This window comes from Massilia phyllostachyos, from assembly GCF_021044825.1.
Lineage (GTDB): Bacteria > Pseudomonadota > Gammaproteobacteria > Burkholderiales > Burkholderiaceae_D > Telluria > Telluria phyllostachyos.
The window spans coordinates 62,992-82,097 of sequence record NZ_JAJNOC010000009.1; the positions used below are offsets into that span (position 1 = coordinate 62,992).

The following is a 19,106-nucleotide window of genomic DNA, read 5'->3' on the forward strand; positions in this document are numbered from 1 at the left end:
ACTCACATCAGGTTTATCTGGTTTTCCGTTTGCCCGCCTGATATGCGAGTGTCGGCGGGTTTTTTTATTCTGAACGAAGCGACCGGCCCATCGGCCGGCCGCTTCCGGTTCGACAAGCCACTCGACCCTCAAGGTAACAATTGCTGAGTCCCGCGCATGCACGACGTAAAATACCGGCACGCCGAACTCCGATTGTGACACGATGAACAAGCTCCTCGCCCTGGTATTGGCCGTCTCGGGCAGCGCCGCAAGCGCACAGACGCCGACCACCAACCCGATGCCCGACGGCAGCCGCGACATGTATGCGGGGCTGGGCGTCGTGTCGGCCCCGCGCTACGAGGGGGCGGACGATCGCCGCACGCGCGCCCTGCCGGTGCTGCAGGTCCAGTGGAGCAATGGCGTCTTCGTGTCCGGCATGAGCGCCGGCATGCACCTGTCGCGGCAGCCGACCGTGGAGTACGGCCCGCTGCTGAATCTGCACCCGCGCCGCACCGAGTCCGGCGCCGGCGGCGGGGTCGGCGACGTCGGCGCCACCTTCGTCCCCGGTCCGGTGCTCATGCGCACCACCGGCAACCGCCTGAGCGGCATGGAGGAAGTCAAGCTGCGCCCCGAAATCGGCGGCTTCCTGAACGTCTACCTGGCGCCCGAATGGCGCCTCACCAGCACCGTCCTCGGCGGCGCCGGCAACGACCGCAACGGCCTGCGCGCCGAACTCGGCATCCAGCGCCTGGCGATCGCGCTGGCGCCGCACCACACGCTGTCGTTCTCCGGCGGCTTCACCTTCGTGAACAGCGCCTACAACCGTTCCTATTTCGGCGTCAGCGCCGACGAATCGATCGCCAGCGGCCACCGCGCCTACCGCCCGGACGGCGGCCTGAAGGACATGCACGTCGGCGCCCGCTGGAACTGGGTGCTGTCGCCTTCGTGGATGCTGACCTCGTCGGTGCAGGCTTCGCGCCTGGCGAACGACGCCCGCCATAGCCCGCTCGTCGAGCGGCCGAACAACGTGACGGTTTCGACCGCCTTCGCCTACCGGTTCTGATGATGCGCGCCGCCCACGTCATCGCAAGCGTCTGCCTCCTGTCCACGGCCACCCTGGCCGCGGCGCAGGCGCTCGCGCCTGCCGGCGACTGGGCCAGCTACCGCGACGCCTACCGCGCGATGGTGGTGTTCGACAAGTACGGCGGCCCCAAGAACCTCTTGCAGCAGCACCTGCAAGTGCTGCCGCGCGAAAAGGGCGTGCTGGACGAGGGCCTGCAGCTGGCGCTGGCCGGCAAGACGGTGCAGACCAGCCTCGCGCTCGATCCGCTCGGGCGCACGGTGCTGCCGCTGCTGAAGGCGGCCTACGACGAGAACGCGGTGCTGACCCCGAGCCGCCGCATCGGCGCATTCGCGCTGCGTTCGCGGGTGTCGATCGCGCCGCAGGCCGACAACAGCTACGAGCTGTCCGACCTGCGCGGCGCCTGCGAACAGGCGCTTGGGTTTGCGCGCCACGTCGACGCAGCGGCGCGTGCGCGCCAGTGCGTGGGGGTGCGGATGGTGTTCGCGAAGAAGGGAGCCGAGGCGGCGGTGCGGGTGCGCGCGGGCAATGGCGCGGAACAGGCGCTGGCGCCGGCGCCGTATGCGGGCGAGATCGATGCCGGCTTCCCGAGCGTGACCTACCGCTTCGGGCCGGAGCCGGCGCGCGTGATCACGTATGGGGCGCCGCTGGCGATCGTGCCGCTGTTCGAATAAGGGGCGATCATATTGTCGACCGCATGGGCGACGTAGCCGCCCACCCTACGAAAACCGCCGGTTCAGTTCCAGGCGGATGGCGAGAACAGGTAGCCTTCGCCCCACACCGTCTTGATCTTCTCCGACTCCGCATCGTCGAACTTGCGGCGCAGCTTGGAGATGCAGTTGTCGATGCTGCGGTCCAGCCCATCGAACTCGATCCCGCGCATCTTCTTGAGCAGGGCGTCGCGCGAGAGCACGCGCCCGGCCGCTTCGGCCAGCACCAGCAGCAGCTTGTATTCGGTATTCGACAGCACGCAGGGTTCGCCGCGCCAGCTCACGCTGCGGTCGCTGGTGACGATGCGCAGCGACCCGAATTGCAGCACGCGCGAATCGGCGCCGCCCTTGGCCTGGGTGCGCCGCATCAGGGCGCGCAGGCGCGCCAGCAGCACGCGCGGCTGCACCGGCTTGTTGACGAAATCGTCGGCGCCCTGTTCCAGGCCCGAGACCTCGTCGTAGGAATCCTCGCGCGCGGTCAGGATCAGGATCGGCACCTCGGACACCTCGCGGATCTGGCGGCACACCACCATGCCGTCCAGGCCGGGGAGCATCAGGTCGAGCACCACGACATCGGGGGACAGGGCCTTGAAGCGTTCCAGCGCGGCGTCGCCGCGGGTCACCAGGTCGACCGCGAACTCGTAGCCGGACAGGTATTCGGTGACGAGTTCCGCCAAACGCGCATCGTCTTCCACCAACATCACTCGGTACATACTTTTTTCTCCTCGGTCGGCATTGTATAAGACCAACTACGGAAAAAGATAACCTCCACAGTGGGGTGACATTTCTATACATTTTTGCGACAAATCCGGTCGGGATGGGTCGCGCTGGCGCGAACGCGGTTGTTGCCGCGAAGGGAAGGGGCGGTAAGGGGAGTGTACGTGCGGCACCAGCAGAGCGCAAGCCGCCCCTGGCCCGCAAAACGTTCGTTTCCACTGTCGCAAGCCGCGCGTTCCGGTGTAGAGTAGATATTGCTGAACGACACCACCAAGGAGAACCGGATGAGTCTTGCACGCCGCCCGCTCGGGCTGTCCCTGATTGCCACCCTGCTCGCCGCCGCGCCGCTGTCGATGGCGCTGGCCCAGGACACCGTTGCCCCGCCCGCGGCGATGGTCCTGGAAAACGTGCCGCCGGTGCGCGCCGACCTGGCCGCCCAGGTGGCCAAGTACAACGAGTTCAAGCCGACGGCCTATGCGGCCTGGCACCCGACCAAACTCGAGATGATCGTCTCGCGCCGCCACCAGAACACGCCGCAACTGTTCCGCGTCGCCAAACCGGGCGCGGCGCCCGAACTCCTGACCGACTATCCGGAACCGGTGCGTGGCGCCCGGTACGAGCCGAAGAACGGCCGCTTCTACGTGTTCAACCGCGACAGCGGCGGCAACGAGGTGTTCCGCACCTATCGGCGCGAAGTGGGGGCGAAGGGCGGCGACGCGCTGCCGGTCACGCCCGACAACCGCCGCGTGCAGGACACCGCCTGGGGCAAGACCAGCGGCCGGCTGCTCTACGTGACGGTGCCGGTGGGCCGCCAGGGCTCGAACGACAAGATCGCCTCCACCATCAGCATCGCCGACCCGAGCCAGCCGGAAGGCGCGCGGGTGCTGGCCGAGCTGCCGGGCGGGGGCTGGGGCGGCTTCTCCTTCTCGCACGACGACAAGCAGGTAGTCTACAGCGAGGGCGTGTCGGCCAACGAAAGCTATCTGTGGGTGATGGATGTCGCGAGCGGCAAGAGCCGCCGCATCACGGAAAAAACCGGCGGCGAGACGGTCGCCTACGGCAGCGCGGTGTTCTCGCGCGACGGCAAGGGCCTGTACACGACCAGCGACCAGGGTTCGGAGTTCGCGCGCCTGGTCTACATCGACCTGGCCAGCGGCAAGCAGACCGTGCTCACGCCGGAGATCAACTGGGACATCGAGAGCGTCGACCTGTCGGACGACGGCAAGCTGCTGGCCTTTGTCGCCAACGAGGACGGCACCAGCGTGCTGCGCATCATGCGCACGGGCGACCGCAAGCTGGTGGCGACGCCGACGCTGCCGGTCGGCGTGATCGGCAGGGTCGAATGGCACCGCGACAGCCGCCACCTGGCGCTCACGCTGTCCTCGGCGCGCAGCCCCTCGGACGTGTACAGCATCGATGCCAAGACCAATGCGGTGACGCGCTGGACGACGCACGAGAAGATGGACGTCGACGTCGAGAAATTCGTCGAGCCTTCGCTGGTGCGCTGGAGTTCGTTCGACAAGCGCAGCATCTCGGGCTTCGTGTACCGCGCCCCGAGCGACAAATTCCCGGGCAAGCGGCCGGTGCTGATCAACATCCACGGCGGTCCGGAAGGGCAGTCGCTGCCCGGCTTCATGGGCCGCAACAACTACTACACGGACGTGATGGGCCTGACGGTGATCTATCCGAACGTGCGCGGCTCGAGCGGCTACGGCAAGAGCTTCCTGAAGCTCGACAACGGCAAGCTGCGCGAGGATTCGGTGAAGGACATCGGCGCGCTGCTCGACTGGATCGCGACCCAGCCCGACCTGGACGCCTCGCGCGTGATGGTGATGGGCGGCTCCTACGGCGGCTACATGGTGCTGGCCGTGTCGACCATGTACGCGGACCGCATCGCGGGCGCGATCGACATCGTCGGCATCTCCAACTTCGTGACCTTCCTCGAACGCACCGAGAGCTACCGCCGCGACCTGCGCCGCGTCGAGTACGGCGACGAGCGCGACCCCGACATGCGCAAGTGGATGGAAGCGACCGCGCCGGCCAACAACGCGGCGAAGATCACCAAGCCGCTGTTCGTCGTGCAGGGCAAGAACGACCCGCGCGTGCCCTGGCAGGAAGCCGACCAGATCGTCGCGACCGTGAAGAAGAACGGCACGCCGGTGTGGTACATGACGGCCAATGACGAGGGCCATGGCTTCGGCAAGAAGGCGAATGCCGATTACCTGTTCTATTCGGGGATCGACTTCCTCAATACCTACCTGCTGAAATGATCCGCGTGGCGGGCGGTCGCTAGATGCCGCCCGCCATGTGTCACACCGGCGCCGACAGATACGCCGCGATGGCCTTGCCGACGTCCGTCGTATTCGCATCCCCACCCATATCGGGCGTCCTCGGCCCGTTCACCAGCACGTGCTCCATCGCCTCCACGACGGCATCGTGCGCCTCCTCGTACCCCAGGAACTCGAGCATCATCGCCCCCGACCAGATCATGGCCACCGGGTTCGCGATGTTCTTGCCGTGGATGTCCGGCGCCGAGCCGTGCACCGGCTCGAACAGCGAGGGGAAGGTACGCTCGGGGTTCAGGTTGGCCGAGGGCGCGATCCCGATCGTCCCGGCGCAGGCCGGCCCCAGGTCGGACAGGATGTCGCCGAACAGGTTCGAAGCCACCACCACGTCGAAGCGCTCGGGCGAGAGCACGAAGCGCGCGGCCAGGATGTCGACGTGGTACTTGTCCCAGCGGACCTCGGGATAGGCCTCGCCCATGGCGGCGACGCGCTCGTCCCAGTAGGGCATCGAGATCGCGATCCCGTTCGACTTGGTGGCGGCGGTCAGGTGCTGCTTGGGCCGGCGCCGGGCCAGCTCGAAGGCGTACTTGAGGATGCGGTCGGTGCCGTGGCGGGTGAACACCGCCTCCTGCAGCACCAGCTCGCGCCCGGTGCCTTCGAACATGCGTCCGCCCACCGCCGAGTATTCTCCCTCGGTGTTCTCGCGCACCACGTAGAAGTCGATGTCGCCGGGCTGCTTGTTGGCGAGCGGGCAGGGCACGCCCGGCATCAGGCGCACCGGGCGCAGGTTCACGTACTGGTCGAACTCGCGGCGGAACTTGAGCAGGGAGCCCCACAGCGAGATATGGTCGGGCACCGTGTCCGGCCAGCCGACCGCGCCGAAGAAGATGGCCTCGCATCCGTCCAGTTGCGCCTTCCAGTCGTCCGGCATCATCTTGCCGTGCTCGAGGTAGTAGTCGCAGCTGGCCCATTCGAAGTGGGCGAATTCCAGATTGATACCGAACTTGTCGGCCGCTGCCCGCACGGCGCGCAGGCCTTCCGGCATGACTTCCTTGCCGATGCCGTCGCCGGCGATGACGGCGATCTTGTGGGTCTTCATGGTGTTCTCCGCGAGGTTCAATATGCGTCAGGGTAGCAAGAAAACGCCCTGTATATAATCCCTGAAATTGTGGACTCATAAAACACGAATTGTGAACAATATCGAGAATGGTGACTTGCGCGTGTTCGTGACCGTCGTGCGCAAGGGTGGCTTCAGCGCGGCCGCCACGGAGCTGGGCATGTCGCCGGCCTTCGTCAGCAAGCGGATCGGGGTCCTGGAAAGCACCCTGGGCGTGCGCCTGTTCGACCGCAGCACGCGGCGCGTGGCCGTCACCGACGACGGCGAACAGGTCTACGGCCGCGCCCAGCGCATCCTGGAGCAGCTCGACGACATGGCCGACGCGCTCAGCGAACGCCACAGCGAGCCGGCCGGCCGCCTGCGCATCTGCAGCAGTTTCGGCTTCGGGCGCAAGGTGGTGGCGCCTGTGATCGCGCAGCTGGCGGCCGGCTACCCGAAGCTGCAGATCCGCTTCGAGGTCTTCGACCGGCTGGTCGACACGGTGGCGGAGGGCTTCGACCTCGACGTGCGCATCGGCGACGACATCCACCCGCAGCTGGTGGCCCGCAAGCTGATGGACAACCACCGCATCCTGTGCGCGGCGCCGGCATACCTGGCGCGCCACGGCACACCAAAAACACTGGCCGACCTGGCCGGCCACCAGTGCCTGGCGATCAAGGAGCGCGACCATCCGCTCGGGACCTGGCGCCTGCATGGCCGCCATGGCGAGGAGACGGTGCGGGTATCCGGCAGCCTGTCGACCAACCACGGCGAGATCGCGCTGCGCTGGGCCGAGGAGGGCGCGGGGATCGTGCTGCGCTCGCGGTGGGACGCGCGCAGCTACCTGGAATCGGGCGCGCTGGTGCAGGTGCTGCCGGAGTACACGCAGCCGGCCAATGTCTGGGCGGTGTACCCGCAGCGCCTGGCCGGCTCTGGGCGGGTGCGGGTCTGCGTGGAGTTCCTGCGGCGGCACCTGGCGCAGGGCGGCACGGGTTCATGACAGGCAAAACCCGGTTCATCCCATTTCGCTGCGCCTGGCGCGCGGCCGGGCTACCGTGGTGGCCCTGAAACCGACGAGAGAAGAACATGAAATCGACACTGATCGCACTGCTGATGGCCCTGGCCGCACCCCTTGCGCAGGCGGAGGACGCCACCGGCCACTGGAAGGGCCGCATCGCGAACTCGCTGGACGTGTTCCTCGAATTCGGCAAGGCGCCGCAGGGACAGTGGGAAGGCACGATCACGGTGCCGCAGCAGGGCGCGAAGTTCAAGGTGGACCAGCTGGCGGTGAGCGAAGAGGAGATCGCCTTCAGGCTGGTGTCCCTGAGCGCCGGCTTTACCGCCCGCTGGAGCGCGGCGGACAAGGCCTGGGTGGGCGCCTGGAGCCAGGGCGGCCAGTCGGTTCCCCTCAGCCTCGAGCGCGCCGACGCCACGGCGAGCAAGCCGAAGCGACCGCAGGAAGAGGCGATCGCCGCGCGCGCCGCCGGCTATACCAGCAGCGAGGTCACCTTCACCAACCCAAGGGGCGGCCATACCCTGTCCGGCACCCTCAGCGTCCCGCAGGGCAAGGGACCGTTTCCGGCCGTCGTGCTGGTCCACGGCTCCGGGCCGAACGACCGCGACCAGAAGATCTTCGAGCACAAGTCCTTCCTGGTGCTGGCCGACCACCTGACCCGCCAGGGCATCGCGGTGCTGCGCTACGACAAGCGCGGCGTCGGCAAGTCGGGCGGCGTGTATAAAGGCGCGACCTCGATGGACTTCGCCGACGACGCCGAAGCGGCGGCCGCTTTCCTGCGCACGCGCCCTGAGGCCGGCCGCATCGGCATCGTCGGCCACTCCGAGGGCGGACTGATCGCGCCGATGGTGGCGGCGCGCGACCCGAAGGTCGCCTTCGTGGTGATGCTGGCCGGCCCCGGCGTGCGCGGCGAATTGCTGATGGTCGAACAGATGGCGAACGCCGCCAGGGCGAACGGCATGCCGGTGGCGATGCTCGCCCGGGAGCGCGAAGTCAACCGCGCGCTGCTCGCGGCGCTGGCGTCGGAAGCGCAGCTGGAGCAGGCCGGCGACAAGGCGCGCCAGGCCCTGGCGGCGCTGGAAGCCAGGGGCATGCTGCCGGCGGGCGGCGCCCAGGCGCGGCTCCAGCCCTTCGCGACCCCGTGGTTCCATGCGTTTCTGCGCCACGAACCCGGTCCGGTCCTGCAGTCGCTGCGCCAGCCGGTGCTGGCCCTGAACGGCGAGCGTGACCTGCAGGTGCCGAGCGGGATGGATCTGACGGCGATCCGCACCGCGCTGAAGGACAACCCGCGCGCCGTGGTCAAGGAAATGCCGGGCCTGAACCACCTGTTCCAGACCGCGCCGACCGGGGCGGGGAGCGAGTACTACACGATCGAAGAGACTTTCGCGCCGGCGGCGCTGGAGACCGTCAGCAGCTGGATCCTGGCGACCGTACAATAAGCGGATGGACAAGACAGCGGCAAGCGGCGGCGACTCACCTCTCCCATCCGGCCTGGCCACGCGGCTGGCGGGATGGTCGCATCGCGCGCAGCAGTATCCGGTGTTCAGCAAGACCTGGTACGTCTACCGCATGCGCTCCTACCGCGTGCCGATGATCCTGCTGGCGCTGGTGCTGGGAGCGGTGGCCTGCCTGATCCCGAAGCCGCCGGCGGATGCGGATGCGCTGGCATTCTGGATGACCTTCCCCGCGCAATGGCTGGTGATCGCGGTGGCGCTGGCGCTGGGGCGGGGCCTGGCGGTGCTGGTGCGCGCGCGCGGCTGGCATCCGCGGCGCGAAGCCGCCGGCATCGTCTGCGCACTGCTGCTCGGCGTGATGGTGGCCTGGTCCCTGACGCCGCTCGTGAAGACCGGCGGCCAGCCGCCGAAAGGACGCGCCTCGACCGAGCTCGAGATCGAGCGCGCGCAGGACAACCGCATCATCAACTTCGCGGTGTGGCTTCCGGTGCTGGTCTGGCTGGGCGGTTCCTTCGACCTGGTGGCCTATTTCCGCCAGCGCAGGCTGCTGCGCGAGGCCGACCTGCAGGCGCAGGCGGAGCGCTACAAGAACCAGCGCAACGAAGTCGAGATGAAGCTGGCGGTGCTGGCCAGCCAGGTCGAGCCGCACTTCCTGTTCAATACCCTGTCCGGCGTGCGCGCCGCCATGCTGTCCGACCCGCAGCGCGGCGTGGTCATGATCGACCACCTGATCGACTACCTGCGCTCGACCATCCCGCAGCTGCGCGCCGACCGCGCCACCACCTTCGTCACGCTCGGCTCCCAATGCGATTCGGTGCGCGCCTATCTCGGCGTGATCAAGGCGCGCATGCCGCGCCTGAAGGTGGAAGTGGAATGCGAGGAGGCGCTGCGCGGCGCCTTGATGCCTCCCTTGATGCTGATCTCGCTGGTCGAGAACGCGGTCAAGCACGGCATCGAGCCGAAGAAGGGCCCGGTGTCGATCCGGGTGCAGGCCGCGCGCCGCCTGGATGCGCTCGAGGTGAGCGTGCTCGATGACGGCGTCGGCTTCTCGGCGTCGAGCGGCAGCGGCATCGGATTGACGAATATACGCGAGCGCCTGAAGCACCTGTACGGCGCCGACGCCGCGCTCACCCTGCGCGCGCGCGACACCGGCGGCGTGGCGGCCAGCATCGTGCTGCCGCTGCGCGCAACGATGGAGGAACACGACTGACATGCCGACCGCAATCATCGCCGACGACGAGGACCTGCAGCGCATCGAGTTGCAACGCCTGCTGGCCCTCGCCTGGCCCGAGCTCGAGATCGTCGCCTCGGTCGAAGACGGCAGCGAGGCGCTGGCCGCGATCGCCGAACTGGCGCCGAGCGTGGCCTTCCTCGACATCCGCATGCCCGGCATCAGCGGCCTCGAAGTCGCGCGCGCCAGCCAGGGGCGGGCGCGCGTCGTCTTCACCACCGCCTACGACAGCCACGCGATCGACGCCTTCGACCTGGGCGCCGTCGACTACCTGCTCAAGCCGGTCACCCAGCCCCGGCTCGAACAGGCGCTGCAGCGCCTGCGCGCCCAGCTGAAGACCGGCAGCGCCGAGCGCACCCGCAGCCTGGTGGAGCTCGACGCCCGTCTGCGTCCCAATGCCGTTCAAGAGCGCATCCGCTGGATCAGCTGCACGGCGGGGAACATCATCAAGCTGTTCCCGATCGACGAGATCCTGTTCTTCGAATCCGACACCCGCTATACCCGCGTGGTGACGGCGAGCGACGAGGGCCTGATCCGGATGCCGATCAAGGACCTGCTGCCCAGCCTGGACCCGGACCAGTTCTGGCAGATCCGGCGCGGCACCCTGGTCTGCGCGCGCGCCATCGCCCGCATCCGGCGCGACGAAACGGGCGGCTTCGTGGTCGAACTGCGCGAGCACCCCGCGCAGCTGAAGGTGGGACAGACCTATGCCTGGCGCTTCCGCGGCGAGGTGCTGCTGCGTTAAGATGACCGGACTTTCCCATCACTTCCAGGAACAACCGTGTGGCTACCCGGCGATCCGATACCCGAATTCACAGCGCCCACCGCGCATAATCCGCGCTTCGCGTTCCACACCACCGCGGGACGCTACATCGTCCTGAGTTTCCTGGGCAGCGCGGCCGGCGAGGAGGTGCGCCAGGTGGTGGACTGGGTCGAGAAGCGCCGCGCCTCCTTCGACGACGAGCGGCTGTGCTTCTTCGGCGTGTCCAGCGACCCGGCGGATGAGGAAAGCGGCCGGCTGCGCACCGTCATTCCGGGCATCCGCTACTTCCACGATCCCGACCTCGCCCTCGGCAAGCGCTTCGGCGCCGTCGGCGATGGTGCCGAATACCGGCCCTTCACCCTGGTGCTCGACCCGATGCAGAAGGTCCTCGCGCACATCCCGCTGCTGCCGGCGGCAAGGCACAATGCCGCGCTCGAGGACGTGCTGCGGCGGCTGCCGCCGGTGGCGCAGCATGCCGGCGTCGAGATGCACGCCCCGGTCTTGATCGTGCCGCGCGTTTTCGAACCGGAGCTGTGCCGCGAGCTGGTGGCGCTGTACGAGCGCCACGGCGGATCCGAGTCCGGCTTCATGCGCGAGGTGAACGGCAAGACGGTCGAAGTGCGCGAGCGCAGCTTCAAGCGCCGCAGCGACTTCGCCTTCGATGCGCTGCCCGAACTCGCCGGCCTGCGCGAACATATTCAAGTGCGCCTGCGCCGGCGCGTGGTCCCCGCGGTGAAGCGCGCCTTCCAGTTCGAGATCACGCGCATCGAGCGCTACCTCGTCGCCCAGTACGACAGCGCCAGCGGCGGCTTCTTCCGGCCGCACAAGGACAACACGACCCCCGGCACCGCCCACCGGCGCTTCGCCTGCACCATCAACCTGAATGCCCAGGATTACGAAGGCGGCGACCTGCGCTTTCCGGAATTCGGCCAGCGCAGCTACCGCGCGCCGACCGGCGGCGCGGTGATCTTTTCCTGCTCTTTGCTGCACGAGGCAACCCCGGTGACGGCCGGTAGACGCTACGCCTTCCTGCCGTTCTTCTACGACGAGGCGGCGGCGCGCCAGCGCGCGGCCAACCGTCATTCGCTGACGGGCGAGGTGTTCGACCGGGCCAAGGGCCAGGATGAATACGCGTCCAACATCAAGGAGGCATGATGGCAAAGTTCGTATGCGGCATGAACGTGTCCCTCGACGGCTACGTCGACCACACCGGCTTCGCGCCCGGCCCCGGGCTGTTCCGCCACTTCATCGCCGAGGCGGAGCAGCAGGCGGGCAGCATCTACGGCCGCGCGATGTACGAGACCATGCGCTACTGGGACGACGAGCATCCCGAATGGGGCGACGACGAGCGGGCGTTCGCCTTGGCCTGGAGACGGCAGCCGAAATGGGTCGTCTCCACCACCCTGGATGCGGTGGGGCCGAACGCCACGCTGATCAGGGATGACCTCGAAGGCGCGCTACGCAAGATCAAGCGCGAACACGCGGGCGAGATCGAAGTGGCCGGCCCGAAGCTGGCGCACAGCGTGGCGGAACTCGGCCTGATCGACGAATACCGCATCTACCTGCACCCGGCCGTTCTCGACCAGGGCAAACCGTATTTCGCCGGACCCCGTCCGCCCCTGCGCCTGGTGGCGCACGAGCGGATCGACGGCGACGTCCTGAAACTCAGCTATATTCCTGCAGCGATCACATGAAACACAGTTCCAACGGCGGCCTGGTCTACTCGACGGATGGAGGCCGCATGTGTCCCGGTTGCCGCCAGCCGCTTGCCGCCTGCACGTGCAAGGCGGCGGCCGCGCCCGTCGGCGACGGCATCGCGCGCGTGTCGCGGCAAGCGAAGGGCAGGGGCGGGAAGACCGTCACCCTGGTGAAAGGGCTGGCGCTCGACCCGGTGGCGCTGGCTGCCTTGGGCAAACAGCTGCGCACGGCGTGCGGTTCGGGTGGGACGCTGAAGGATGGGGTGCTGGAAGTGCAGGGCGACCATGTGGACAGGATCGTGGACGAGCTCCAGAAGCGCGGCCACACGGTGAAGCGGGCCGGCGGCCAAGGCGTCACGCACTCACCATAAAGCCGTCGCACCGACACAGCTTGACACGTTAGTCCCGCTCTCTTCGCACGTCGCACCGGCGGAGGCCGGTGCCTAATTTCGGCGTGCGTAACGACTGCTCATCGAAACCTGGGCACCGGCCTTCGCCGGTGCGACGGTTGTGCGGCTAACACATAAAACAAATGGCCCGCAGTCGCGAGCCATTCTTCCTACCTGAACGAGACCGGGCTTACGCCATGTTCTGGTTCACGAATTCCCAGTTGGCGACATTCCAGAACGCATCCAGGAACTTGGCGCGCGCGTTGCGGTAGTCGATGTAGTAGGCGTGCTCCCAGACGTCGGCGGTCAGCAGCGGCTTGTCGGCGGTGGTCAGCGGGGTGCCGGCGTTCGAGGTGTTGACGATGTCGACGCTGCCGTCGGCCTTCTGCACCAGCCAGGTCCAGCCCGAACCGAAGTTGCCCAGCGCCGATTTGTTGAACTCTTCCTTGAACTTGTCGAACGAGCCCCACTTGGCGTTGATGGCGTCCGCAGCCTTGCCGGTCGGCGCGCCGCCGCCGTTCGGCGACATGCAGTTCCAGAAGAAGGTGTGGTTCCACACCTGCGCCGAGTTGTTGAACACGCCGCCCTGGGATTTCTTGATGATCTCTTCCAGGGACATGTTTTCGTACTCGGTCCCCTTGATCATGTTGTTCAGGTTGGTGACATAGGTCTGGTGGTGCTTACCGTAGTGGTATTCCAGGGTCTCGGCCGAGATGTGCGGCTGGAGAGCGTCCTTGGCGTACGGCAGTGGCGGCAGGGTATGTTCCATGTTTTCTTCCTTGATTTGGGTTGGACAAAGTGTGTTCCAGAGCGCCGCTATTCTAAACCGGATAGCGCGATGTTGCAGGGTTGGCTAGTCGGGGACGGCATCCTGCGGACTCTGCACGCTGGAAACCCCGATCTGGGCGCTGCCACCGGCCAGGCGCACGGTCAGTTTATTGCGCGCCTTGATCTGGCCCGGGTCGCGCAATACTTCCCCCTTGGCATTGCTGACGATGGCATAGCCGCGCTCCAGCGTGCGTTGCGGGTTCAGCAGTTCCAGCTGGGCCGACAGGGCATTCAAGGCGTCGCGCCGCTGTTTGACCTGGCTGCACAGGATTGCGTTCAGGTGGCGTCCGTCGGCCGCCAGGCGGGCGCGCAGGGCGCGCATGTCAGGGCGATGCCGGGCCAGGCGCTGCTGCAATTGTGCCAGCGCCAGGTTGTGGCGGTTGGCCGGAGTGCGCACGGCGTGGGTCAATGCTGCCGCCATCGACAGCAGCTTGACGCGCTGGTGGCGGATCTGGGCGGACGGGTTCAGCAGGCGCCGGCTGGCGTTGTCCAGGCCCTGGCTGGCCTCCGACAGGGTGCGGCGCATGGCGCGGCGCAGGTCCATGGCGTCGCTCGAGAGCGAGGCCAGCCAGTCGGCGCGCGGCGTGGCGGCCAGTTCGGCGGCGGCGGTCGGGGTGGCGGCGCGCACGTCGGCGGCGAAGTCGGCGATGGTGACGTCGGTCTCGTGGCCGACGCCGGAAATCACGGGAATCGCGCAGGCATCGATGGCGCGCGCGACGTTTTCCTCGTTAAAACTCCACAAGTCCTCGATCGAGCCGCCGCCGCGGCAGACGATCAGCACGTCGGCCTCGGCCCGGCTGGACGCGGTCATGATGGCTTCCGCGATCTTGTTCGACGCAAACTGGCCCTGGACCGGCGCCGGGTAGAGGATCACGCGCACGTGCGGTGCGCGCCGGCGCAGGGCCGTGAGCACGTCGCGCAGGGCGGCCGCCTGCGGGCTGGTGACGATGCCGATGGTGCGCGGGAAAAGAGGCAGCGGACGCTTGCGATCGGCGTCGAACAGGCCCTGGCTCGACAGCTTCTCCTTCAGGCGCAGGAAGGCCTCGTACAGTTGGCCGACGCCGGCGCGGCGCATGGTCTCGACATTGATCTGGTAGTCGCCGCGCGCGCCATACAGGGTCACCAGCGCGCGCACTTCGACCTTGTCGCCTTCGCGCGGGACGAAGCCGACGTACTGCGCCCGGCTGCGGAACATCACGGCGCGTACCTGGGCGGCATCGTCCTTCAAGGTGAAATACCAGTGGCCGGAACTGGCGCGGGTCATGTTCGATATCTCGCCGCCGATCCATACCAGGGGAAAGCTGCGCTCCAGCATGCGGGCGACCTGCTGGTTCAGGGCGGTCACGGTCAGGATGGCGGGGGCGGTGTAGGCGGGGTCGGCGTCGGTCGGGCGTTCCATGGATGTGCGGGAGGTGCGATTAAACGGACAAAGAAGATGCTTATGTCATATCTTGGACAAAAGGACAAGCGCCGCCGCCAGCCGTGCGCCCCAAGCCGTGGCTATTGCCGCTTTTCAATGCATTCTATTGAAACCCTTTGGAATCAAGGGCTTGCGAAGGCGACTTCATCATTTAGCATCGATTTATCCACACAATCTGTGGGCAACTCATCTAGAAGACTCAGGAGTGCGCAGGAAATGGGCGTGCATCGGCGTTTCCTTGCCGATCAAGGACTTAGCGTGCATATGCGTGGCTTGGGCACATTGTTGTCCACAAAAAGTGTGCATACCTCAGCTGTTGGCCGAGTTGGGGTTTTACAGGCGGACGTGGACAACTGAATGACTGCGCGCTGCTCAAAAATGACGCTGGGAAATTTTGTTGTTTTAGATCAAGCACTTAGTGTCAGAGGAAGGGCCTTGCGCACAATTTTGTCCACACAAAGTGTGCACAAGAGTAGCCAGCGTGCCGGGACCGCTTTCCGTCTACGTTGCCTGCGAGCACGTCTCGTGGCCGGAAGCTTTGAAATTTGTGACAATTTGGCGGTCAACCCGAACAGTAGTGCCATTGCTTGTTTCAGTTGCAGTTCCTGCATATCCTTTGAAATCAAGGGCTTGTGAGGAACAGTACATGCTTCATCACATTGTTATCCACAATAAATGTGGAGATGTGAATTTTCTTTGCCGCCAGGTTCGCAAGACCGAAGAAGCCATGCACAGGCGGCTTGTTTTGCACATATTTCTTGCCTGTAGCTCATACTGATGAAATTTTATGCATTGAAGCTTTTCTGTTTAAGATCAATCACTTAAGTCCCAACCTATGCCCTTGCTCACATTTTTGTCCACAAAAAATGTGAGGAACCGCACATTGGCGTGGCTGCCGAACAACCATCTTCCGGTGCTTAATTTTTGCGCCAAGGAAATTTATCTCATCAAATCAAACACTTAAGAGTCACTTAAGGCCATTGCGCACAATTTTGTCCACAGAATTTGTTCGTAAGTGGGATAAGTTGAGCTAGATCAAAACACGTTCGCCAACCCAACTGCGTTGGAAGCATACTCATCTGACACGTGCCGTTTTCTTGCGCACGGAGCGAAATCCCTTTGAAATCAAGGTGCTTTGATCCCAAACAGGCCCTTGCACACATTTTTATCCACAGAAGTTGTGCAGAACCTGGTTGGACCGCACTTGCCGCACTGCTGGCAACTTGTTACATTGGCGAATTGATTTCTTACCCTCAGGAGTTTCTCTTGCTCGCCATTTTTCAAGCTGCAGGCTGGCCTATCTGGCTCTTGCTGATCGCCTCGATCGTCGCCGTCGCCCTGATCGTGGAACGCCTGATCTACCTGCGCCGCGAAAAAATCCTCCCGAAGGGATTGCTGGATGAAGTGACCCGCGTCTACCGCGCCGGAAAGGTGACGCCGGAAGTGGTCGACAAGCTCGAACAGAATTCGCCGCTCGGCACCGTGCTGGCCAGCGCCCTGCGCAACGTCGACGCGCCGCGCGACGTCATGAAGGAGTCGATCGAGGAGGCCGGCCGCGGCGTCGCCCACGGCCTCGAGCGTTTCCTGACCACCCTCGGCACCATCGCCTCGCTCGCGCCTCTGATGGGCCTGTTCGGCACCGTGGTCGGCATGATCGAGATCTTCGGCGCCCAGAGCCCGACCGGCGGCAGCAACCCGGCGCAGCTGGCGCACGGCATCTCGGTGGCCCTGTACAACACCGGCTTCGGCCTGGCGATCGCGATGCCGGCCCTGGTCTTCTACCGCCACTTCCGCGCCCTGGTCGACAGCTTCATCGTCGAGATGGAACTGCAGGCCGTGAAATTCGTCGACGTCGTGCACGGGACCCGCAAATGATGAACTTCCGCCGCGGCCGCCAGCGCGAGGAGCCGGAGATCAACCTGATCCCCTTCATCGACGTGTTGCTGGTGGTCCTGATCTTCCTGATGGTGTCGACCACCTACAGCAAGTTCACCGAGCTGCAGATCACCCTGCCGACCGCCGACGCCGAGAAGGTGCAGGAGCGTCCGTTCGAGATCAACGTCACGATCGACGCCAAGGGCAACTACACGGTAAACAATGTGCCGGTGGCTTTCCACAGCGTTGCCGGCCTGGCCGAGGACCTCAGGAATGCCGCCCGCAACGGCCCCAATGGCCAGCCGGCGCGCGACCCGGTCGTCATCGTCAACGCCGACCAGTTCGCGATGCACCAGATGGTCATCAATGTGCTGGAAGCATCGCGCGTGGCCGGCTACGACAAGCTGACCTTCGCCGCCCAGACCGGCGGCCAAAAGTAATCGGCGCGGCGCTGCTCGTGCAGCGCTGCGTCCATCCCGCATGGCTTCCAATCTCGAATCGATCTTCACCCGCGCCTGGCTGCGCCGCGGCCCGCTGGCGCTCGCGCTGCTGCCCGTGTCGCTGCTGTTTCGCCTGCTGTCCGGCTTGCGCGCCTGGCTCTATCGCAGCGGCATCAAGAAGAGCGAACGGCTGCCGGTGCCCGTCATCGTGGTCGGCAATATCTTTATCGGCGGTACCGGCAAGACGCCGCTGACCATCTGGCTGGCCGAGGCGCTGCGCGCGGCCGGCCTGCGTCCTGGCGTGATTTCGCGCGGTCATGGCGGCAAGGAATCCAGCCCGCGCGAGGTGACGCCGCAATCCGATCCGGGCGAGGTCGGCGACGAGCCGCTCCTGATCGCCGCGCGCGCCCGCTGCCCGGTCGTGGTCGGACGCAAGCGCGCGGAAGCGGGCAGGGCGCTGCTGGCCGCGCATCCGGACGTGAATATCATCATCACCGACGACGGGCTGCAGCACCATGCGCTGGCGCGCGACGTCGAGATCGTCCTGTTCGACGGCCGCGGCGTCGGCAACGGCTGGCTGCTGCCGGCCGGGCCGCTGCGCGAAGCGCCGTCGCGGCGGCGCGATTTCACGGTGGTCAATGCCCCGGAGATCACGCCGGCGCTGGCGCGCGCGGTCGGCGGCAGCCCGTTCCGGATGGCGCTGGCAGGCGATGTCGCCGAGCCACTCAATCGTCCGGGTGAAGGAATTCCGCTGGCGCAAATGCAGGGCAAGCGCATCGTCGCCGCGGCCGGCATCGGCAACCCCGGCCGCTTCTTCGCCATGCTGCGCGCGGCCGGCCTGGCGATCGGCGAGCTGCCGCTGCCCGACCACCACGACTTCCGCGACCGGCCTTTCGACACCGTCGACGCCGATGTCATCCTGATCACGGAGAAGGATGCAGTAAAATGTCGGCAACTTGATAACCTGAAGGACGATCCGCGCTTGTGGGTCGTGCCGGTGACGGCGCGGATCGACTCCGCGCTGGCCGAACAAATCGTGGAGAAATGTCGTGGACGCTCGACTGCTTGATATCCTGGTCTGCCCGCTGTGCAAGGGCCCGCTTGAATACGATAAAAAAGCGCAGGAACTGACCTGCCGCCCGGACCGCCTGGCATACCCGATCCGCGACGGGATCCCGATCATGTGGGCCGACCAGGCGCGCAAGATCGAGGCGGTATGAGCTTTACGGTCATCATTCCGGCACGGCTGTCCTCGACCCGCCTGCCGAACAAGCCGCTCGCAGACCTCGGCGGCAAGCCGATGGTGGTGCGCGTGGCCGAGCGCGCCCGGGAATCCGGGGCGTCGCGCATCATCGTCGCGACCGATCATGCGGATATCCTGGCCGCCTGTGCCGAGCATGGCGTCGAAGCCTGCATGACGCGCGCCGACCATCCGTCGGGCACCGACCGCATCGCCGAAGTGGCGCAGATCCTGGGCCTGGCGCCGGAGGAAGTCGTGGTCAACCTGCAGGGCGACGAGCCGCTGATCGAACCGGCCCTGCTGGCCGCCTGCGCCGCCCGCATTCGCGACGGCGTGCCGATGGCGACCTGTGCCCATCCGATATACGACGTGGCCGAGGTGTTCAACCCGAACATCGTCAAGGTCGTGCTGGACAAGGCCGGACGTGCGCTGTATTTCTCGCGCGCCACCATCCCCTGGCACCGCGATGCCTTCATGGCGACCCAGGATTCGCTGCCGGCCGGCTACGCCCCGCTGCGCCACATCGGCCTGTATGCATACAGCAACGCCTTCCTGCAGGCTTATCCGGCCCTGGAAGCGTCCCCGCTCGAGACCATCGAAGCGCTGGAACAATTGCGCGTGCTGTGGCACGGCGTGCCGATCGCCGTCCACGTGACGGACAGCGCGCCGCCGGGTGGCGTCGACACCCCGGACGACCTGGAGCGCGTGCGCAAACATTACGCAAGCTGAACAGTCAAGACGCCGATTCGGCCTGTCTGCGGTACATCAAAAGTTGCTTGCGGATGGCCTCAAAATTGGCGTTAAAGCTGACTTTTGTGGTAACTTTCGTGTCAAGGTAGCCAGAAAAACACCAATAGCGGCGTCCAGCGCATCCATTCGCGATCCA

Annotated in this window: 19 protein-coding genes; 15 read left to right on the forward strand and 4 right to left on the reverse strand. The window is 66.1% G+C overall.

Annotation, left to right across the window (positions count from 1 at the left end):
• Positions 1-202 precede the first annotated feature (202 nt).
• Positions 203-1,042 carry a MipA/OmpV family protein gene (locus tag LQ564_RS21255; protein ID WP_231060107.1) on the forward strand — a complete coding sequence of 280 codons (840 nt, stop codon included), beginning with the start codon at positions 203-205 and terminating at the stop codon, positions 1,040-1,042.
• Positions 1,042-1,734, forward strand: a complete 693-nt coding sequence (locus LQ564_RS21260) for a hypothetical protein (RefSeq protein ID WP_231060108.1) — start codon at positions 1,042-1,044, stop codon at positions 1,732-1,734. The genes LQ564_RS21255 and LQ564_RS21260 overlap by 1 nt, the downstream gene beginning before the upstream one ends.
• A gap of 62 nt (positions 1,735-1,796) precedes the next feature.
• Here the strand turns inward: LQ564_RS21260 and LQ564_RS21265 are convergent, their stop codons facing one another.
• Positions 1,797-2,483: a response regulator gene (locus LQ564_RS21265; protein ID WP_231060109.1), complete on the reverse strand. Its 687-nt coding sequence runs from the start codon at positions 2,481-2,483 to the stop codon at positions 1,797-1,799.
• Between the two features lie 288 nt (positions 2,484-2,771).
• Here LQ564_RS21265 and LQ564_RS21270 point away from each other — a divergent pair, with 288 nt between their 5' ends.
• Positions 2,772-4,757, forward strand: a complete 1,986-nt coding sequence (locus tag LQ564_RS21270; RefSeq protein ID WP_231060110.1) for a S9 family peptidase — start codon at positions 2,772-2,774, stop codon at positions 4,755-4,757.
• Positions 4,758-4,797: 40 nt separating this feature from the next.
• Here the strand turns inward: LQ564_RS21270 and LQ564_RS21275 are convergent, their stop codons facing one another.
• A complete protein-coding gene (locus LQ564_RS21275) occupies positions 4,798-5,871 on the reverse strand; it encodes a tartrate dehydrogenase (RefSeq protein ID WP_231060111.1) in 1,074 nt (357 codons plus the stop codon).
• Positions 5,872-5,962: 91 nt separating this feature from the next.
• Between LQ564_RS21275 and LQ564_RS21280 the strand changes: the two genes are divergently transcribed.
• The 7 genes from LQ564_RS21280 (at position 5,963) to LQ564_RS21310 (ending at position 12,399) form a co-directional block, all read left to right on the forward strand.
• Positions 5,963-6,868, forward strand: a complete 906-nt coding sequence (locus LQ564_RS21280; RefSeq protein WP_231060112.1) for a LysR substrate-binding domain-containing protein — start codon at positions 5,963-5,965, stop codon at positions 6,866-6,868.
• An 86-nt stretch (positions 6,869-6,954) separates the two neighbouring features.
• A complete protein-coding gene (locus LQ564_RS21285; RefSeq protein ID WP_231060113.1) occupies positions 6,955-8,322 on the forward strand; it encodes an alpha/beta hydrolase in 1,368 nt (455 codons plus the stop codon).
• 4 nt (positions 8,323-8,326) lie between these two features.
• A complete protein-coding gene (locus tag LQ564_RS21290; RefSeq protein ID WP_231060114.1) occupies positions 8,327-9,547 on the forward strand; it encodes a sensor histidine kinase in 1,221 nt (406 codons plus the stop codon).
• Between the two features lies 1 nt (position 9,548).
• A complete protein-coding gene (locus LQ564_RS21295; RefSeq protein WP_231060115.1) occupies positions 9,549-10,313 on the forward strand; it encodes a LytR/AlgR family response regulator transcription factor in 765 nt (254 codons plus the stop codon).
• 36 nt (positions 10,314-10,349) lie between these two features.
• Entirely contained in the window at positions 10,350-11,486 is a 1,137-nt protein-coding gene (locus LQ564_RS26055; RefSeq protein WP_231060116.1) for a 2OG-Fe(II) oxygenase, read from the forward strand.
• A complete protein-coding gene (locus LQ564_RS21305) occupies positions 11,486-12,025 on the forward strand; it encodes a dihydrofolate reductase family protein (protein WP_231060117.1) in 540 nt (179 codons plus the stop codon). The genes LQ564_RS26055 and LQ564_RS21305 overlap by 1 nt, the downstream gene beginning before the upstream one ends.
• Positions 12,022-12,399, forward strand: a complete 378-nt coding sequence (locus LQ564_RS21310; protein WP_231060118.1) for a translation initiation factor Sui1 — start codon at positions 12,022-12,024, stop codon at positions 12,397-12,399. The genes LQ564_RS21305 and LQ564_RS21310 overlap by 4 nt, the downstream gene beginning before the upstream one ends.
• Positions 12,400-12,607: 208 nt before the next feature.
• Here LQ564_RS21310 and LQ564_RS21315 read toward each other — a convergent pair whose 3' ends face one another.
• On the reverse strand, positions 12,608-13,186 hold the full coding sequence (locus tag LQ564_RS21315) for a superoxide dismutase (RefSeq protein WP_231060119.1): 579 nt from the start codon (positions 13,184-13,186) through the stop codon (positions 12,608-12,610).
• 84 nt (positions 13,187-13,270) lie between these two features.
• Positions 13,271-14,644 (reverse strand): exodeoxyribonuclease VII large subunit, encoded by a 1,374-nt coding sequence (gene xseA / locus LQ564_RS21320; protein ID WP_231060120.1) that lies wholly within the window; start codon positions 14,642-14,644, stop codon positions 13,271-13,273.
• Between the two features lie 1,287 nt (positions 14,645-15,931).
• Here xseA and LQ564_RS21325 point away from each other — a divergent pair.
• Genes LQ564_RS21325 through kdsB form a run of 5 tightly spaced genes read left to right on the forward strand, consistent with a single transcriptional unit; the run spans position 15,932 to position 18,949 of the window.
• Positions 15,932-16,540: a MotA/TolQ/ExbB proton channel family protein gene (locus LQ564_RS21325; RefSeq protein WP_231060121.1), complete on the forward strand. Its 609-nt coding sequence runs from the start codon at positions 15,932-15,934 to the stop codon at positions 16,538-16,540.
• Positions 16,540-16,980, forward strand: a complete 441-nt coding sequence (locus LQ564_RS21330) for an ExbD/TolR family protein (RefSeq protein WP_231060239.1) — start codon at positions 16,540-16,542, stop codon at positions 16,978-16,980. Before LQ564_RS21325 ends, LQ564_RS21330 begins: the two co-directional genes overlap by 1 nt.
• Positions 16,981-17,020: 40 nt before the next feature.
• The gene (lpxK, locus tag LQ564_RS21335) at positions 17,021-18,049 is read left to right on the forward strand and encodes a tetraacyldisaccharide 4'-kinase (RefSeq protein ID WP_231060122.1); all 1,029 of its coding nucleotides are present in this window, start codon (positions 17,021-17,023) and stop codon (positions 18,047-18,049) included.
• The gene (locus LQ564_RS21340) at positions 18,030-18,200 is read left to right on the forward strand and encodes a Trm112 family protein (protein WP_020652555.1); all 171 of its coding nucleotides are present in this window, start codon (positions 18,030-18,032) and stop codon (positions 18,198-18,200) included. Before lpxK ends, LQ564_RS21340 begins: the two co-directional genes overlap by 20 nt.
• Complete coding sequence (gene kdsB, locus LQ564_RS21345; RefSeq protein WP_231060123.1) at positions 18,197-18,949, forward strand: 3-deoxy-manno-octulosonate cytidylyltransferase; 753 nt, start codon at positions 18,197-18,199, stop codon at positions 18,947-18,949. Before LQ564_RS21340 ends, kdsB begins: the two co-directional genes overlap by 4 nt.
• Positions 18,950-19,106: the final 157 nt, after the last annotated feature.